Source organism: Burkholderia pseudomultivorans, from assembly GCF_902499075.1.
GTDB lineage: Bacteria > Pseudomonadota > Gammaproteobacteria > Burkholderiales > Burkholderiaceae > Burkholderia > Burkholderia pseudomultivorans.
The window spans coordinates 266,528-283,496 of sequence record NZ_CABVPP010000001.1; the positions used below are offsets into that span (position 1 = coordinate 266,528).

14 protein-coding genes are annotated in these 16,969 nt (G+C 69.7%); 8 read left to right on the top strand and 6 right to left on the bottom strand.

Annotated features, from left to right (window positions below; translation table 11 throughout):
• Nucleotides 1-218: 218 nt before the first annotated feature.
• Both BST28156_RS01160 and BST28156_RS01165 read right to left on the bottom strand, forming a co-directional pair.
• Complete coding sequence (locus BST28156_RS01160) at nucleotides 219-722, bottom strand: SRPBCC family protein (RefSeq protein ID WP_174901227.1); 504 nt, start codon at nucleotides 720-722, stop codon at nucleotides 219-221.
• A 71-nt stretch (nucleotides 723-793) separates the two neighbouring features.
• A complete protein-coding gene (locus BST28156_RS01165) occupies nucleotides 794-1,753 on the bottom strand; it encodes a LysR family transcriptional regulator (protein WP_174901228.1) in 960 nt (319 codons plus the stop codon).
• A gap of 158 nt (nucleotides 1,754-1,911) precedes the next feature.
• Here BST28156_RS01165 and BST28156_RS01170 point away from each other — a divergent pair, with 158 nt between their 5' ends.
• The 3 genes from BST28156_RS01170 (at nucleotide 1,912) to mmsB (ending at nucleotide 5,779) form a co-directional block, all read left to right on the top strand.
• Nucleotides 1,912-3,237, top strand: coding sequence for an MFS transporter (locus BST28156_RS01170; RefSeq protein WP_174901229.1), 1,326 nt, complete (start codon nucleotides 1,912-1,914; stop codon nucleotides 3,235-3,237).
• 104 nt (nucleotides 3,238-3,341) lie between these two features.
• Nucleotides 3,342-4,868: a CoA-acylating methylmalonate-semialdehyde dehydrogenase gene (locus tag BST28156_RS01175; RefSeq protein WP_174901230.1), complete on the top strand. Its 1,527-nt coding sequence runs from the start codon at nucleotides 3,342-3,344 to the stop codon at nucleotides 4,866-4,868.
• A 20-nt stretch (nucleotides 4,869-4,888) separates the two neighbouring features.
• The gene (mmsB, locus tag BST28156_RS01180; protein ID WP_174901231.1) at nucleotides 4,889-5,779 is read left to right on the top strand and encodes a 3-hydroxyisobutyrate dehydrogenase; all 891 of its coding nucleotides are present in this window, start codon (nucleotides 4,889-4,891) and stop codon (nucleotides 5,777-5,779) included.
• Between the two features lie 104 nt (nucleotides 5,780-5,883).
• Here the strand turns inward: mmsB and BST28156_RS01185 are convergent, their stop codons facing one another.
• The 4 genes from BST28156_RS01185 to BST28156_RS01200 all read right to left on the bottom strand — a co-directional run bounded on the left by BST28156_RS01185 (nucleotide 5,884) and on the right by BST28156_RS01200 (nucleotide 10,847).
• Entirely contained in the window at nucleotides 5,884-6,216 is a 333-nt protein-coding gene (locus tag BST28156_RS01185) for a hypothetical protein (protein WP_040131767.1), read from the bottom strand.
• Between the two features lie 215 nt (nucleotides 6,217-6,431).
• The gene (locus BST28156_RS01190; RefSeq protein WP_174901232.1) at nucleotides 6,432-8,984 is read right to left on the bottom strand and encodes a cytochrome c; all 2,553 of its coding nucleotides are present in this window, start codon (nucleotides 8,982-8,984) and stop codon (nucleotides 6,432-6,434) included.
• A complete protein-coding gene (locus BST28156_RS01195) occupies nucleotides 8,974-9,477 on the bottom strand; it encodes a (2Fe-2S)-binding protein (protein WP_174901233.1) in 504 nt (167 codons plus the stop codon). The genes BST28156_RS01190 and BST28156_RS01195 overlap by 11 nt, the downstream gene beginning before the upstream one ends.
• Nucleotides 9,478-9,689: 212 nt before the next feature.
• The gene (locus tag BST28156_RS01200; RefSeq protein ID WP_174901234.1) at nucleotides 9,690-10,847 is read right to left on the bottom strand and encodes an FAD-dependent monooxygenase; all 1,158 of its coding nucleotides are present in this window, start codon (nucleotides 10,845-10,847) and stop codon (nucleotides 9,690-9,692) included.
• 297 nt (nucleotides 10,848-11,144) lie between these two features.
• Here BST28156_RS01200 and BST28156_RS01205 point away from each other — a divergent pair, with 297 nt between their 5' ends.
• From BST28156_RS01205 to BST28156_RS01225, 5 genes are all read left to right on the top strand, one after another.
• Nucleotides 11,145-11,897: a maleate cis-trans isomerase family protein gene (locus tag BST28156_RS01205; protein ID WP_174901235.1), complete on the top strand. Its 753-nt coding sequence runs from the start codon at nucleotides 11,145-11,147 to the stop codon at nucleotides 11,895-11,897.
• A 27-nt stretch (nucleotides 11,898-11,924) separates the two neighbouring features.
• Nucleotides 11,925-12,755, top strand: a complete 831-nt coding sequence (locus BST28156_RS01210) for an alpha/beta fold hydrolase (RefSeq protein WP_174901236.1) — start codon at nucleotides 11,925-11,927, stop codon at nucleotides 12,753-12,755.
• A gap of 47 nt (nucleotides 12,756-12,802) precedes the next feature.
• Nucleotides 12,803-13,843 carry a 2,5-dihydroxypyridine 5,6-dioxygenase NicX family protein gene (locus BST28156_RS01215; protein ID WP_174901237.1) on the top strand — a complete coding sequence of 347 codons (1,041 nt, stop codon included), beginning with the start codon at nucleotides 12,803-12,805 and terminating at the stop codon, nucleotides 13,841-13,843.
• 11 nt (nucleotides 13,844-13,854) lie between these two features.
• On the top strand, nucleotides 13,855-14,508 hold the full coding sequence (locus BST28156_RS01220; RefSeq protein WP_174901238.1) for an isochorismatase family protein: 654 nt from the start codon (nucleotides 13,855-13,857) through the stop codon (nucleotides 14,506-14,508).
• A gap of 162 nt (nucleotides 14,509-14,670) precedes the next feature.
• Nucleotides 14,671-16,962 carry a xanthine dehydrogenase family protein molybdopterin-binding subunit gene (locus tag BST28156_RS01225; protein WP_174901239.1) on the top strand — a complete coding sequence of 764 codons (2,292 nt, stop codon included), beginning with the start codon at nucleotides 14,671-14,673 and terminating at the stop codon, nucleotides 16,960-16,962.
• Nucleotides 16,963-16,969 lie beyond the last annotated feature (7 nt).

Genomic DNA, 16,969 nt, shown 5'->3' on the forward strand with positions numbered 1-16,969 from the left:
GGCGCCCTGCCACGCGCGGCTGTCTATGCAGTGGCCCGTTGCCGAAGGACTGACGACATCTGCCCCAGCCGTTCCCTGCCCTGTTCCGCATCAGGCCCGCCGGGATACTTCACACGTGCGCACGTATTCATCCCCGGTTGATCCCCGATCGCGCTTTTCCGCGTGCTCGCGCAGTTCGGTGTAGACGTGTCCCGCGCTCGTCGTCAGAGTATTTTTCTTCACGTCGCATGCTCGCCGCCGAGATTCCTGTACGCCGCCTTCGCGTCGCTCGCAAGACGCCGCCAGTTGCGCGCCGCATACCGATGCGCCTGCCGCAACGCGAGCCACAGCCCGATCTGCCGGACCGGCTTCAGAAAGCCGCGCGCGCGAAACACGGTGCGCCGCTCGACGCGCGTGGTGCCGTCGTCGACCGGCGTCAGCGTGAATTCGTCCTCGAGCAGGCCGACCCAATCGCGACACCATACCGTCGACGCAATCATCCGGTAGCGCAGCCGGCGATGGTGGTCGAGCACGAGAATCCGCTGGTCGATCGTGCCGCGATCGCTCGTGCACTGCCGCGTATTGCCGACGGCCGGCGCGCCTTCGAGCACGCGGCAGTTGACCGGCTTCGGCACGCCGAGCCGAAACAGCAACGGCCGCGTGTCGTCCATTCGCGCATGGAAGAAATGCGGCCACACGTGCTCGGGCCGGCACGCGAACGTCCATTGCGAACGAATCTCCACGATCCTCTCCTTGCACGCGTCGAGGCGGACATCATGACATAACGGCTCCCGCGGCCGCCACGCCGCGACGGTCAGTCGGACTCCCCGACGAATCTCAGCTCCCCCGACGCCCCGGCCAGCAACGCGCGGTTCGCGTCGGCCGCCGCGCGCAGGTAGTCCCACAGCGCGGTCACCCGGCGCAGCTTGCGCAGATCCTCGCGACACGTGAGCCAGAAACACCGCGTCACGACCACATCGCCGGGCAGCACCGGCACCAGCGCCGGCTGCCGCGCGGCCATGAAGCACGGCAGGATCGCAAGCCCGCCGCCCTGCAGCGCCGCGAAATACTGCGCGATCACGCTCGTGGTCCGCAACCCGGCGGTCGCGCCCGGCACCGCGCGCTCCAGGTACAGCAGCTCGCTGCTGAACGCGAGATCGTCGACATAGCTGATGAACGCATGCTGTGCGAGATCGTCGGTGCAGGCGATCGGCGCGTGATTCGCCAGATAGTCGTGCGTCGCATAGAGGCGCAGCTGGTAGTCGCACAGCTTCGTGCACACGTAAGGCCCGCGCTCGGGCCGCTCGAGCGTGATCGCCAGGTCGGCCTCGCGCTTGGTCAGACTGACGAAATGCGGCACCGGCAGCAGGTCGACCGTCACCTGCGGATGCGCGGCGCGAAACCGCGCGAGCTGCGGCGCGAGAAAGAAGCAGCCGAAGCCCTCGGTCGAGCCGACCCGCACATGCCCCGACAACGCCTCGCCGGTGTTCGCGATCTGGTCGCGCGCGGACTGCACGGTCGTCTCCATCGCGTCCGCATATGCGACCAGCCGCTGCCCCTCGGCCGTCAGCGTGAAGCCGCCGGAGCGCGACTTGTCGAACAGCAGCGTGCCCATCGCGGCCTCGAGCGCGCGAATCCGCCGTGCGACGGTCGTGTAGTCGACCCCGAGCCGCTTCGCGGCCCCGCTCGCGCGCTGCGTGCGCGCGACTTCGAGAAAGAAGCGCAGATCGTCCCAGTTCAGGTTGCCGGAAACCGGCTCGGTCGCATGTCGCATCGGCGAGGAAGGGAAAAGGCGGTGTCTCCGGGCCGGCCGTCGATATGCATAAATGCACATCCAACCGGTTTCTTTATCGCTACAGCATGAATATGCGCATAACTATACTCGACCATGACCTGCGGACCACGAACCGCGGCAACCACCATGGAGACGCCATGCAGACCCGATCCACCCTCGATGAGCATGAGACGCTCGCGGCGCCTGCGCCCGCGCGCACCGCGAAGCACCATCTATTGGCCGGCTGGGCCAGCATGGCCGGCACCACGATCGAGTGGTACGACTTCTTCCTGTACGGCACCGCCGCCGCACTCGTGTTCAACCGCATCTTCTTCCCGTCGCTCGATCCGGTGGTCGGCACGCTCGCCGCGTTCGGCACGTTCGCGGTCGGCTTCATCGGCCGGCCGATGGGCGGCATCGTGTTCGGCCACTTCGGCGACCGCATCGGCCGCAAGTCGATGCTGATGATCACGCTGCTGCTGATGGGCGTGCCGAGCATGATCATCGGGCTGATCCCGTCGTACGACCGCATCGGCTACTGGGCCGCCGCGCTGCTGATCGCGATGCGCTTCCTGCAGGGGATGGCGGTCGGCGGCGAATGGGGCGGCGCGGTGCTGATGGCCGTCGAGCATGCGCCGAAGGGCCGCAAGGGACTGTTCGGCAGCCTGCCGCAGACGGGCGTCGGGCTCGGCCTGATCCTGTCGTCGCTCGCGATGGCCGCGGTGGCCGCGCTGCCGGAAGCCGACATGCTGTCGTGGGGCTGGCGCGTGCCGTTCCTCGCGAGCATCGCGCTGGTCGGCCTCGGCTGGTTCATCCGCGCGAAGGTGCCGGAATCGCCCGACTTCGAGAAGATGCAGCGCCAGGGCAAGGCCGAGAAGTCGCCGGTGACGGCCGCGCTGCGCCGCCATCCGCGCGAAGTGCTGACGATCGTCGGCGCGCGCGCGGCCGAGAACACGTGGTTCTACATGGTCGTCACGTTTGCGCTGTCGTACGCGACGCAGCAGCTGCATCTGCCGAAGGCCGAGATGCTGCACGCGATCACCGTGGGCGCGGCGCTGTCGCTCGTCACGATGCCGCTGTGCGGCCATCTCAGCGACCTGATCGGCCAGCGCCGGATGTTCGCGATCGGCCTCGTGCTGATGTGCGCGTTCGCGGCGCCGTTCTTCATGATGCTCGGCACGCAGCAGACCTCGCTCGCGTGGTGGGCGATCGTGCTCGGCCTCGGCGTCGTATTCCCGATCCTCTATGCGCCCGAGTCGCTGCTGTTCGCGCAGCAGTTTCCGGCGGAAATCCGCTACAGCGGCATCTCGCTGTCGGTGCAGCTCGCCGGCGTGATCGGCGGCGGCTTCGCGCCGATGATCGCGACGTCGCTGCTGAAGGCCGGCGGCGGGCAGCCGCATTACGTGATCGCGTATCTCGTCGGCTTCGGCGTGTTCGCGCTGGTCTGTACCGCGCTGATGCGGCCGGCGCGCGCAGGAGCCTGAGCGCGCCCGGCAATCGTTCGATTCCCTTCCTGTCGTCCGCCGTGCCTGCACGCATGGCGGCGCGGCCCCCTCTTTTTTCGTCACACCGCTTTCCGGAGACATCCATGAACGCCGCAGTTCCCCAGACTACCCTCGCCCTGCCCACCGCCAAGCTGCTGATCGACGGCGCGTTCGTCGAATCGCACAGCACCGAATGGGGCGACATCGTTAATCCCGCGACGCAGGAAACGATCGGCCGCGTGCCGTATGCGACGGTCGACGAGGTCGACGCCGCGATCGCGTCCGCGCAGCGCGCGTTCCAGACCTGGAAGACCACGCCGATCGGCGCGCGGCTGCGCATCATGCTGAAGTTCCAGGACCTGGTGCGCCGCAATCTCGAACGGATCGCGACGACGCTGACGGCCGAGCAGGGCAAGACGCTGCCCGACGCGCAGGGCGACATCTTCCGCGGTCTCGAGGTGGTCGAGCACGCGTGCTCGATCGGCACGCTGCAACTCGGCGAGTTCGCGGAGAACGTCGCGGGCGGCGTCGATACCTACACGCTGCGCCAGCCGATCGGCGTGTGCGCGGGCATCACGCCGTTCAACTTTCCCGGCATGATCCCGCTGTGGATGTTCCCGATGGCGATCGTCTGCGGCAATACCTTCGTGCTGAAGCCGTCGGAGCAGGATCCGCTGTCGACGATGCAGCTCGTCGAACTCGCGATCGAGGCCGGCGTGCCGAAGGGCGTGCTCAACGTCGTGCACGGCGGCAAGACCGTGGTCGATCGTCTGTGCACGCACCCGGACGTGAAGGCGATCTCGTTCGTCGGCTCGACGCGCGTCGGCACGCACGTGTACAACCTCGGCAGCGAGCACGGCAAGCGCGTGCAGTCGATGATGGGCGCGAAGAACCACGCGGTCGTGCTGCCAGACGCGCATCGCGAGCAGACGATCAACGCGCTGGTCGGCGCGGGCTTCGGCGCGGCCGGCCAGCGCTGCATGGCGACCTCGGTCGTCGTGCTGGTCGGCGCGGCACGCGACTGGCTGCCCGACCTGGTCGAGAAGGCGAAGGCGCTGAAGGTCAACGCGGGGCACGAGCCGGGCACCGACGTCGGGCCGGTCGTGTCGAAGGCCGCGCATGCGCGCATCGTCGGCCTGATCGACGAAGGCGTGAAGGCCGGCGCGAAGCTCATGCTCGACGGCCGCGACGTGAAGGTGCCCGGCTACGAGCAGGGCAATTTCGTCGGCCCGACGATCTTCTCGGGCGTGACGACCGACATGTCGATCTATACGCAGGAAATCTTCGGGCCGGTGGTGGTCGTGCTCGAAGCCGACACGCTCGACGATGCGATCGCGCTCGTCAATCGCAACCCGATGGGCAACGGCGTCGGCCTGTTCACGCAGAGCGGCGCGGCCGCGCGCAAGTTCCAGAGCGAGATCGACGTCGGCCAGGTCGGCATCAACATCCCGATTCCGGTGCCGGTGCCCTACTTCAGCTTCACCGGTTCGCGCGGCTCGAAGCTCGGCGATCTCGGCCCGTACGGCAAGCAGGTCGTGCAGTTCTACACGCAGACGAAAACGGTCACCGCGCGCTGGTTCGACGACGACGCGACGGCCGGCGGCGTGAACACGACGATCGCGCTGCGCTGATGGCGACCGGAGCCCCGCACATGGAAATCGCCTTCATCGGACTCGGCAACATGGGCGGCCCGATGGCCGCCAACCTCGTCAAGGCCGGCCACGCGCTGACGGTGTTCGACCTCGACGCGCATGCGGTCGACGCCGCGGTGCGCGCCGGCGCGGCAGCGGCCGATTCGCCGCGCGACGCGGCCGCGCGCGCGTCGATCGTGATCACGATGCTGCCGGCCGCGCCGCACGTGCGCGGCGTCTACCTCGGCGACGACGGCGTGCTGGCCGGCGCGCGCACGGGCGCGATGCTGATCGACTGCAGCACGATCGATCCCGACACCGTGCGCGCGATCACCGACGCGGCCGCGCAGCGCGGCTTGCCGCTCGCCGACGCGCCCGTATCCGGCGGCACCGGCGGCGCGCAGGCCGGCACGCTGACCTTCATGGTCGGCGCTCAGCCCGCGCTGTTCGAGCGCATCCGCCCCGTGCTGCTCGACATGGGCAGGAACGTCGTGCATTGCGGCGGCACCGGCACCGGGCAGATCGCGAAGATCTGCAACAACCTGCTGCTCGGGATCTCGATGATGGGCGTGTCGGAAGCGATGGCGCTCGGCGCGGCGCTCGGCATCGAGCCGGGCGTGCTGGCCGGGATCATCAATACGTCGACCGGACGCTGCTGGAGTTCGGACACGTACAACCCGTATCCGGGCGTCAGCGACACGGCGCCCGCCGCGCGCAACTATGCGGGCGGCTTCGCGGCGAACCTGATGCTGAAGGATCTCGGGCTCGCGACCGAGGCCGCGCGCCATGCGCGGCAGCCGGTATGGATGGGCGCGCTCGCGCAGCAGCTGTATCAGTCGATGAGCCAGCAGGGGCTCGGCGCGCTCGACTTCTCCGCGTGCGTGAAGCTGTACGAGCCGCAGCCCGCGTAACGGGCGACGGACGTGCGTCGACCCGCGATGCGCAGCGGCGGCATCGCGGGTCGACGCGGATCAGCAGAAATCGCGACGCCGGTCGCGTGCGCGGCCGTGTCGTGCTAGCCGCGCGGATTCGACGCCGTCTCGAAGGTCGGATGGCACTCGAACGACAGTTCCGAACGCGCATCGACGCGGCGGCCGCCGGTCAGCGACTCCTGTTTCATGCTCGCGCGCATCCCGCGCTGCGTGCAGTAGTTGGTCGCTTCGCTGACGGCTTTTTCATGGGCGTCGGCCCACGACGTCGACACGCCGAGCGTGCGCGTCTTCACGGTGAAAACGTTCGGGTTCGACGTCGCGGCAACGTCGGAGGCGGTCGAACACGCGGCGAGCAGGCAAGCGGCAGCCGCGAGGATCAACCCTCGCAGGATTCGGAAAGAAGCAGGATTCGACATGGGGAACGGGCGTGCCGTCGGTTCGACGGCATTGAGCAACATAGGCGACAGTATGCCTGCCCGATCGCAGAAGATCATGCCCCATTCGGTGAACACATTGTTTCGAATGGTTAAACGATGGGCGATCAGGCAATCTTTACGCGCGATCTTCGCCGATCAGGCAGATTTGCCCGAGCCGTCGCCGTCGCGGTGTGCCGCGACGCGCGATGCGCTCGTCAATGCACGTCTTCCTGCCGGATCCGCGCCGATGCATCCGCCAGATTTCGCCACGCCGGCTGCCCCGGCGCATAGCGCGCGCGGATATATGCGGCGAGTTCGGCCATCTGCCGGTCGTCGAATGCGTCGCGAAAGCCCGGCATGTAGCCGAGCCGCTCGGTGGCCGGATGGTCGATGCCGTTGTGCAGCACGCGCAGCAGATTGTCGGGCGTCGCCTGGCTGACGCTCGTGTTCAACCCCATCAGCGGGCGCACGCCGAAATGCCCGACGCCGCCCGATTCGGCATGACAGACCGCGCACGCCGCATCGAACGCGCGACGGCCGTTCTCGAGGCCGAGCGTCGCGACCGTTTCCGCGCCACGCGCGTGCCGGGCCGCCGCATCGGCCGCTGCGGCAGCGTCGACGGGCGGCGACAGCGAGCTCAGGTAGTGCGCGATCGCGCGCACGTCGGACGCCGGCAGCGACGCGAGCCCCGCGACGACCGGTGCCATCGGCCCGGCCGCGACGCCGTGCTGCGCGGAGAAACCGGTGCGCAGATACTCGAACAGCGCGGGCTCGGTCCACGGCACCGGCGCGCTACGCGACGCGACCAGCGGCGGCGCGACCCACCCTTCGGCTTCGCCGCCCGACAGGTACGCGAAGCCGCCCTTCTCGGCGCCCAGCGCGTTGCGCGGCGTATGACACGCGCCGCAATGGCCCGCGCCGTCGACGAGATACTTGCCGCGATTCCATGCGGCGGAGCGCGACGGGTCCGGCGTGAACGGCCGCGCATCGTGAAACAGCCAGTTCCAGCCGGCCAGCAGCCGCCGCCGGTCGAGCGGGAACGGCAGCTTCGTCTTCGGCGGCACATGCTTCACCGGCGGCTGCGACATCAGGTACGCATAGAGCGCGAGCAGGTCCGGCTCGCTCAGCTTCGCGAACGCCGTGTACGGGAAGGCCGGGTACAGGTGCGTGCCGTCGCGGCCGATGCCTTCGCGCATCGCGCGCGCGAACGCGGGGTAGGACCACGCGCCGATGCCGGTTTCCGGGTCGGGCGTCAGGTTGGTCGTGTAGATCGTGCCGAACGGCGTGTCGAGCGCGAGGCCGCCCGCGTTGGGCGCGCCGCCGGGCGCCGTATGGCAGACCGCGCAGTCGCCGGCGATCGCGATCTGGCGGCCGCGTTCGAGCGTCGCCGCGCTCCACATCGCGGCGTCCGCGCCGCCGGGCGCGACGGGGGCGATCGGCGCGGGGCCCGACAGGATCGCGCAGGCAAGCCCGATCAGGCCGCCCGCCATCCCGCCGATGCCGCCGCCGGCCAGCCAGCGGCGCCAGCGCGATGCACGGCGCGGCGCGACGGCGGCCGGTTCGTCGCCGAAACCGGCCGATTCGGGATGCGCCAGCGCCGCGCGAATCCGCTCGGGATCGAACGGCGGCGCGCGAAAGCGCACGCCCGTCGCGTCGTACAGCGCGTTCGCGATCGCGGCGGCGGCCGGCGCCGCCGCCTGCTCGATCCGGTGCGCGTCGTGCGCGGATCGTTGGTCGCGCGCGTCGGGTCGCGCGTCGCCGGCGAAGATCAGTTCATGCGCGAACGCATCCGGTCGTGCAGCGGTATCGGTCTCGTCATGCGCGCGGCGCGCGGCCAGCCGCGTGCCCATCACGCGTGAAATCGCCGCCTCGATCTGCCATGCGGGCAAGCCCGCGAGCGAGGCTTGGTCGGGCGCGCCCACACCCTGCCCGGCGACGACGCGCCGCACCGCAACCTCGCCCGTCGCCCGATCGACGTCGAGATCGACGACCCATGCACTCCAGTTCGCGTCGCCGCTGTCGTGCGTCGCATCGGCGTTCGGCTGTTCGTGATGGCGATCGTGCGTTGCGACGATGCCCGGCTGCGCGGATTCATCCGCCCGCGTGGCGGGCACGGCGATCGTGCCGGACGACGACGGCGCACGTGCGCCGTCGAATGCGAAGCCCCGGCCGCTGAGCCGCGCGCCGGCAGGCCGCCCGGCCGTGCCCGGCGCACCCCATGCGGCGCGTTCGCTGACCATCCGGATAATCTCGCGCGGGCCGGTGTCCTCCGACGCATCGAGATGCTGCAGCCGCAGCGCGACCGGATCGCGCCGCAATGCGCCGGCGAGTTCGTCGACGAACGATTCGCGCGCGAACACGTGCGCGTGAAGCGGAATCGCGGCGGCGGCGGCGGCCATCTCGATCGACGTCTGCGCGTGCCGGTAGACGAATGGCGGCGCCGCTGCGGATGCCCCTGCTCCCGGCACGGCATCGGACGACGGGTCGTCATCGCGATCGCGTGCTCCGTCGTCGCTCGGCAACCGGAGCCGGAGTACATCGCGATCGTCCTGCTCCGCGCCGAGCTGCGCGCGATAGCGCCATGCCGTGATCCGCCCGTCGGGCGCGATTCGCGTTTCGATATCGAGCGACGCATGCGTGCGCGCCTCGCCGGCCGGCCAGCTGTAGCGCGCATGATGCGTACGCGATGCGTCGTCGCGATCCTGCGGCGCGTTGTCGGTGGCGAGCGGTGCGTCGGCCTGCACGGCCATCTGCCGATCATCCCTCATGACCGTCCCGCAGATAGCAAGCGGCGCGATGCACCGCGCGAAGGATCTCGAGATGCGTGCCGCAGCGGCACAGGTTGAAGCGCAGCGCATCGCGGATCGCCGCGTCGTCCGGCGACGGATTGCGGTCGAGCAGCGCCTTCGTGCTCATGATCATTCCGTTCAGGCAATAGCCGCATTGCGCGGCCTGTTCGTCGATAAACGCGCGCTGGATCGGATGCGGCGCATCGCGCGACCCGAGCCCTTCGAGCGTCGTCACGTCGCGCCCGTTCGCGGCGGCGGCCGGCACGACGCACGAACGCGTCGCCTGCCCGTCGACCAGCACCGTGCAGGCGCCGCACTGCCCGAGCCCGCAACCGTATTTCGGGCCGTTCAGCGCGCAGTCGTTGCGCAGCACCAGCAGCAGCGGCGTATCGGAGGCGATGCCGTCGACGGTGCGCGGCGCGCCGTTGACGCGAAACGCGAGCGACCGCGTTGGGGAAGCGGAATGGGACATGGGCGAATCCGGAATGCGGGGCGGCCGATCATCGACCGACAAGCGGCCGGCGGCGGGCACGGCCGCCGGCTCGCGGCAACCGGCGCGAGCCGGCGACCCGCGCCGCGGCGCTCACATATAACACGCCGAAATGCGCGCGTGCCGGCATCGCATGCGTCGGTGCACGGCATCCCGCCGGCACGATGCAACGACAGCGCAGCACGCGAAGCGCGTCAGGCCACGGCCGCCACGCTGTCCCGCGACGGCGACACGAGCGGCACGTCGAACACGTCGTAGCCGAACACCCACGACGGATCCTCGTTGGTCCGCAGCCACGTGTTGTTGTGCGACACCAGCTGCACCTTCGATGCGCGCGCGGCGCGGTTCGCCTCGTACAGCGCGAACGCGCCCGCGTAATCGCCGATGCCGACCTCGTCGAGACAGCGCGCGAGCATCGCCGCATCCTCGATCGCCATCGCCGCGCCCTGCGCCATGTGCGGCTTCATCGGATGGCAGGCATCGCCGAGCAGCACCAGACGGCCGCGACTCCACAGCGGCAGCGGATCACGCTCGAGCAGCGGCCACTTCGTGATCGACGGCGACACGTCGATCAGGTGCTGGATGTCGTCGTGGAAGCCGGCGAACGCTTCGCGCATCTCGTCGCGGCTGCTGTCGACCATCGACACGCCTTCCGGCCATTCGGCCTGCGGCACGCCGGTCACGTAGTAGTACTCGTCGCGCTTCTCGGTCACGTAGTAGACCATCATGTGGCGATCCTCCGACCACCATTTCACGCACATGTCGTACGGCTTGTTGCCGAGCAGCGACGCGGGAAACACCGCGCGGTGCGCGACATAGCCCGTATAGCGCGGCGGCTCCGCACCGAGCAGGTGCTCGCGGATCTTCGAGTTCACGCCGTCCGCGCCGATCACGATATCGGCCGTGTCGACGCTGCCGTCCGCGAATATCAGGCGCACTGCACTGCCCGTGTCCTCGACCGACGCGAGCCGCTTGCCGAAACGGATCGTGCCGGGCGTCACGGCCTGCGTCATCAATGCGTGGAAATCGCCGCGATGCACGGTCAGGTAGCTCGCGCCGTAGGTCTTCAGCGCGTAGTCGCCGAGCGGGATCTGCGCAAGCACGTCGGCCGTCTGCCAGTCGCGGCTGTACCAGCAGTCCGGATGCGAGCCCATCGCGTTCAGCGCGTCCTCGCAACCGATGCGCCGCATGATCTTCATCACGTTCGGGCCGAGGTGGATCCCCGCGCCGAGGCGCGAGAACGCCGGCGCCTGCTCGTACAGCGCGACGTCGTAGCCGCCGCGCTGCAGCAGCGCAGCCGCGGCCGTGCCGCCGAGACCGGCGCCGATGATTGCGATACGGGGTGTGCTCATGCGGATCTCCTGATCGTGAGCCCGTTGCCGGACAGCGCGCGGCAACGGGTGGATGGAACGAAGTTTATGTAGCGTACACACTCAATTTATTGAAGACAAGCGGAATGTCCCGCGCCTGTTCCTCACTCGGGAAAACACCAATAAATTCCCTATATTTTCGAACAAACAGCGCCACACCGAATCAGAAAATATTTTGACCCATTGTCATTTTCAAATGTACACACTAGACTTTTCTCGAAGCGGGCCGGCCTCGCGCCAGCATGCCGCCCCACCCTTACCGACACGGAGCCCTCCTTCATGAGCAAGACCTACCGCATCGGCCAGATCGTGCCGAGTTCCAACACGACGATGGAAACCGAGATCCCCGCGATGCTGCGCCTGCGCGAAGCGATCCGGCCCGAGCGCTTCACGTATCACTCGAGCCGGATGCGGATGAAGAAGGTCGTCAAGGAAGAACTGGCGGCGATGGACGCGGAGTCCGATCGATGCGCGCTGGAGCTGAGCGACGCGCGCGTCGACGTGCTCGGCTACGCATGCCTCGTCGCGATCATGGCGATGGGTCACGGCTATCACCGCGTGTCGCAGGCGCGCCTGACGAAGCAGACGGCCGACAACGGCGCGCGGGCGCCGGTGCTGACGAGCGCGGGCGCGCTCGTCGACGCGCTGAAGGTGATCGGCGCGAAGCGCATCGTCGTCGTCGCGCCGTACATGAAGCCGCTCACCGAGTTGGTGGTCGACTACATCCGCAACGAGGGCTACGACGTGATCGACTACCGCGCGCTGGAAATTCCCGACAACCTCGATGTCGGCCGCCACGATCCGGCGCGCCTGCCCGACATCGTGAAGACGCTGCCGTACCAGGACGCCGATGCGATCGTGCTGTCCGCGTGCGTGCAGATGCCGTCGCTGCCGGCCGTCGCGAAGGTCGAGGCGATGACGGGCAAGCCGGTCGTCACGGCCGCGATCGCGACGACCTACGCGATGCTGCGCGAGCTCGATCTCGAGCCGATCGTGCCAGGTGCGGGCGCGCTGCTGTCCGGCGCGTACTGAACACGCCCCTTTCGACAGAGCCCTCCGATGTCCTCGACCTTCCTGTACGGCGCGAACCTTCGCGCCAACGGCATCCGCCAGCACTACCTGCGCTACGGCGGCGCGACCGGCCCGCGCGCCGCGCGCCCCGCGATCGTGCTGATCCCCGGCATCACGAGCCCCGCGATCACGTGGGGCTTCGTCGGCGACGTGTTCGGCGCCGCCTTCGATACCTACGTGCTCGACGTGCGCGGCCGCGGGCTGTCCGACGCGTCGCCGACGCTCGACTACAGCCTCGATGCGCAGGCCGACGACGTCGCGGCGCTCGTCGCCGAGCTCGGCTTGCCGCGCACCAGCCTCGTCGGCCATTCGATGGGCGCGCGGATCGCCGCGCGCGCGGCGCGGCGCGGCATTCGCGGGCTCGAATCGATCGTGCTCGTCGATCCGCCGGTGTCGGGACCGAACCGCCGCGACTATCCGGGCAAGCTGCCGTGGTACATCGATTCGATGGCGCTGGCGCGCGCGGGCACCGATGCCGAAGGCATGCGCGCGTTCTGCCCGACCTGGACCGACGCCGAACTGCAGTTGCGCGCCGAATGGCTGCACACCTGCGACGAACGCGCGGTGCGCGCGTCGTACGAAGGCTTCCATACCGACGACTTCCACGCGGACGCCGCGCAGCTGGCGGTGCCGTCGCTGCTGATCACGGCCGAACGCGGCGACGTGGTGCGCGACGACGACGTCGCCGAACTGCAGCGCGCGACGCCGTCGATGCGGCACGTGCGCGTGCCGGCCGCCGGCCACATGATTCCGTGGGACAACGCGCCGGGCTTCTACGCGGCGTTCGGCGACTTCCTCGGCGCGCCGCTCGCGGCCTGAGCGCCCGGCGCCCGCCCCTTTCCCTCACGCCTTTACCGGAGCCGACGATGCCAGTCAGCGACACCCAACTGATCGACGCGTGGAAGCAGGTGCTCACGCTGTCGCGCCTCGAACCGGGCCAGACCGTCACGATCCTGACGAGCGCGGCCACCCATCCGCAGACGCTGTCGTGCGCGCTGATCGCGACGCAATCGATGGGCGCGATCGTCAACCGGCTCGACCTGCCGCCCGTCAACGGCGACAAGGCGTTCAGCCGCGACCCGCTCGCCTATCTCGGCACGACGCCGCTGACCGGCAACCCGGCCGCAATCGCCGCGCTGCGCGCGAGCGACCTCGTGCTCGACCTGATGACGCTGCTGTTCTCGCCCGAGCAGCACGAGATCCTGAAGACGGGCACGAAGATCCTGCTCGCAGTCGAGCCGCCCGAGGTGCTGGTGCGGATGGTGCCGACGCTCGCCGATCGCACGCGCGTGCTCGCCGCGACGAAACAGATCGCGGCTGCCCGCGAGATGCGCGTGAGCTCGGCCGCCGGCACTGCGCTCGTGTGCCCGCTCGGCGAATTCCCGCCGACGGCCGAATACGGCTTCGTCGACGCGCCGGGCCGCTGGGACCACTGGCCGAGCGGCTTCGCGCTGACCTACCCGAACGACCGCACCGCGCGCGGCACGATCGTGATCGACCGCGGCGACATCCTGCTGCCGCAAAAGCACTACGTAAGCGAGCCGATCGCACTGACCGTCGAAGGCGGCTATGCGACGCGCATCGAAGGCGGCGTCGACGCCGACCTGCTGCGCGACTACATGGACACCTTCGCCGACCCGGAAGGCTATGCGATCTCGCATATCGGCTGGGGGCTGCAGCCGCGCGCGCGCTGGTCGACGCTCGGCCTGTACGACCGCGAAGCGACGATCGGCATGGACGCGCGCGCGTTCGAAGGCAACTTCCTGTTCTCGCTCGGCCCGAACAACGAAGGCGGCGGCAGCCGCACGACCACCTGCCACATCGACATTCCGTTGCGCCGCTGCACGGTCGAGCTCGACGGCGAGACCGTTGTGCGCGACGGCCGCGTGACCGACCAACCCGCCTGACGAGACAGACCATGACCGAGCTTTCCCGCCACGCCGAAGCCCACGTATACCGCCAGCAGGGCTTCGGCACACCGCTGCCGCCGCACGGCCACATCGGGCTGCTGATCGTCGATTTCGTGATCGGTTTTGCCGATCCGGCGACGTTCGGCGGCGGCAACATCGCGCCGGCAATCGCGCGCACGACCCGCGCGCTGGCCATCGCGCGCGAGCGCGGCTGGCCGGTCGCGCACAGCAGGATCGTCTATGCGGACGACGGCAGCGACGACAACGTGTTCTCGCTGAAGGTGCCCGGCATGGCGACGCTGACCGAGCACCATCCGAACAGCGCGATCGTGCCCGAGCTGACGCCCGCGCACGGCGAACTGGTCGTGCGCAAGACGGTGCCGTCCGCGTTCTTCGGCACGCAGCTGGCGCCGTGGCTCGCGCAGCGCGCGGTGCAGACGCTGCTGGTCGCGGGCGCCGTGACGAGCGGCTGCGTGCGCGCCAGCGTCGTCGACGCGATGTCGCACGGGTTCCGGCCGCTGGTGCTTGCCGACTGCGTCGGCGATCGCGCGATCGCGCCGCACGAAGCGAACCTGTTCGACATGCAGCAGAAGTACGCGGCCGTGATGCCGCTCGACGACGCGATCGCGGCAATCGACGCGATGGCCGCGCACGCGCGTTGAAGTGTGCGGCTTGCGCGCAGCGGCGGCGGCAGCGGCAAGACGATTCGCCGCCGCTGCCGCAGCTGCGATTGACGCTGCGCTTTTGGCCGCCTAGATTGGATGCGCGCAGAGCGCCCGACTCACCGTATCGCCGCCCGCATTCCCCGACAGGACCCCGCCTCCGTGAACCGCTCCGAACTGCTCGCGCGCAACGGCTGCCTGACCGTGATCCGGCCGCCCGCGCCGCCCGTCAAGCCCGCGCCCGGCCAGCCGGGCAGCCTGTCGTCGTATGTGCCCGACCTGCCCGAGGTATTCGTCGCGATCCTCGACGACGGCCGCATCCTCGCGTTCAACGGACACGTCGATCTCGGCACCGGCATCCGCACGTCGCTCGCGCAGATCGTCGCCGAGGAACTCGACGTGCCGGCCGCGCGCGTGACGATGGTGCTCGGCGACACGGCCGCGACGCCGAACCAGGGCCCGACGATCGCGAGCGCGACGATCCAGATTTCGGCGACGCCGCTGCGCTGCGCGGCCGCGCAGGCGCGACACGCGTTGCTCGCACTCGCGGCCGAACGGTTCGGCGTCGAGGCTGCACAGTTGACCGTCGACGACGGCGCAATCTCGACTACCGGTTCCGACGCTGCGCGGCAAACGGCCCGCTTCGCCGAACTGGTCGCAGCGCGCCGCATCGCGCTGCCGCTCGATCTCGACGCGCGCACCAAGGATCCCGCGCAGTACCGGATCGTCGGCCGCTCGTCGCCGCGCGTCGACCTGCCCGCGAAAGCGACCGGACAGCTCACCTTCGTGCACGACGTGCGCGTGCCGGACATGCTGCACGGCCGCGTCGTGCGCCCGCCGTATGCGGGTCACGACAGCGGCGCGTTCGTCGGCGCGTCGCTGCTCGACGTCGATCGCGCGTCGGTCGCCGACGTGCCGGGACTGATCGCGGTCGTCGCGATCGGCGATTTCGTCGGCGTCGTCGCCGAACGCGAGGAGCAGGCGATCCGCGCCGCGCGACAACTGCGCATCACGTGGCGGCCCCCCGCCGCGCTGCCGCCGCTCGACGATCCGGCCGCCGCGATCGCCGCCGCGCCCGCACGCCGCCGACTGCTGCTCGACGAAGGCGACGTGGACGCCGCGCGCGCGCAGCCCGACACGCTCACGCTGACGCGCCGCTATGCGTGGCCGTTCCAGATGCACGGCTCGATCGGCCCGTCATGCGCAGTCGCCGACTATCGCGCGCCGCGCGACGGCCGCATCACCGTGTGGTCCGGCACGCAGAATCCGGTGTCGCTGCGCTACGACCTCGCGACGCTGGTCGCGCGCGACGAGGCCGACTTCGACATCGTGCGGATGGAAGCGGCCGGCTGCTATGGCCGCAACGGCGCGGACGACGTGTGCGGCGACGCGCTGCTGCTGTCGCGCGCGGTCGGCCGGCCGGTGCGCGTGCAGTTGTCGCGCGCGGACGAGCATCTGTGGGAACCGAAGGGCGCGGGCCAGCTGATGCAGGTGACCGGCACCGTCACGCGCGACGGCCGCCTGCTCGGCTACGACTTTTCGACGCGCTATCCGTCGAACGACGCGCCGCTGCTGGCCGCGCTGCTGACCGGCACGCTCGCGCCCGAGCCGCGCGTGTTCGAGATGGGCGACCGTACGGCCGTGTCGCCGTACATGTGCACGCATCGGCGCTTCGTCTGCGAGGATCTCGCGCCGCTCGTGCGCGCATCGTGGCTGCGCGGCGTATCGGCGCTGCCGAACTCGTTCGCGCACGATGCGTTCGTCGACGAATGCGCGGCGCTGACCGGCGTCGATCCGCTCGCGTTTCGCCTTCGTCATCTGCAGGATCCGCGCGCAATCGATCTGCTGAACGCGGTCGCCGCCCGCGCGGGATGGACGCCGCGCGTGCGCCGCGAGCCCGATCCGGCGCGCGTCGTGCGCGGACGCGGCATCGCGTATGCGCGCTATGTGCACAGCCGCTTTCCCGGCTTCGGTGCCGCGTGGTCGGCATGGATCGTCGATGTGAGCGTCGATCGCGTGTCGGGCGAACTGCGCGTGGAGCGCGTGACGGTCGGTCAGGACACCGGCACGATGATCAACCCCGACGGCGTGCGCCACCAGATTCACGGCAACGTGATCCAGGTGCTGAGCCGCACGCTGAAGGAGCGCGTGCGATTCGCCGACGGCAAGGTCGCATCGCGCGAATGGGCGAGTTATCCGATCCTGACGTTCGCTGAAGTGCCGGAGATCGACGTCGTGCTGATGCCGAGACAGGGCGAGCCGCCGCTCGGCGCCGGCGAATCGGCGTCGGTGCCCGGTCCCGCCGCGCTCGCGAATGCGCTGTTCGACGCGACCGGCGTGCGCTTCTACGCGCCGCCGTTCACGCCCGAGACGATCCGCGCCGGACTGCGCGACGCCGGGCGGCTGATGACGCCCGACGACGCCGACCTGCGCGCCGCCGTCGGCACCGGGTAAGCGCCCG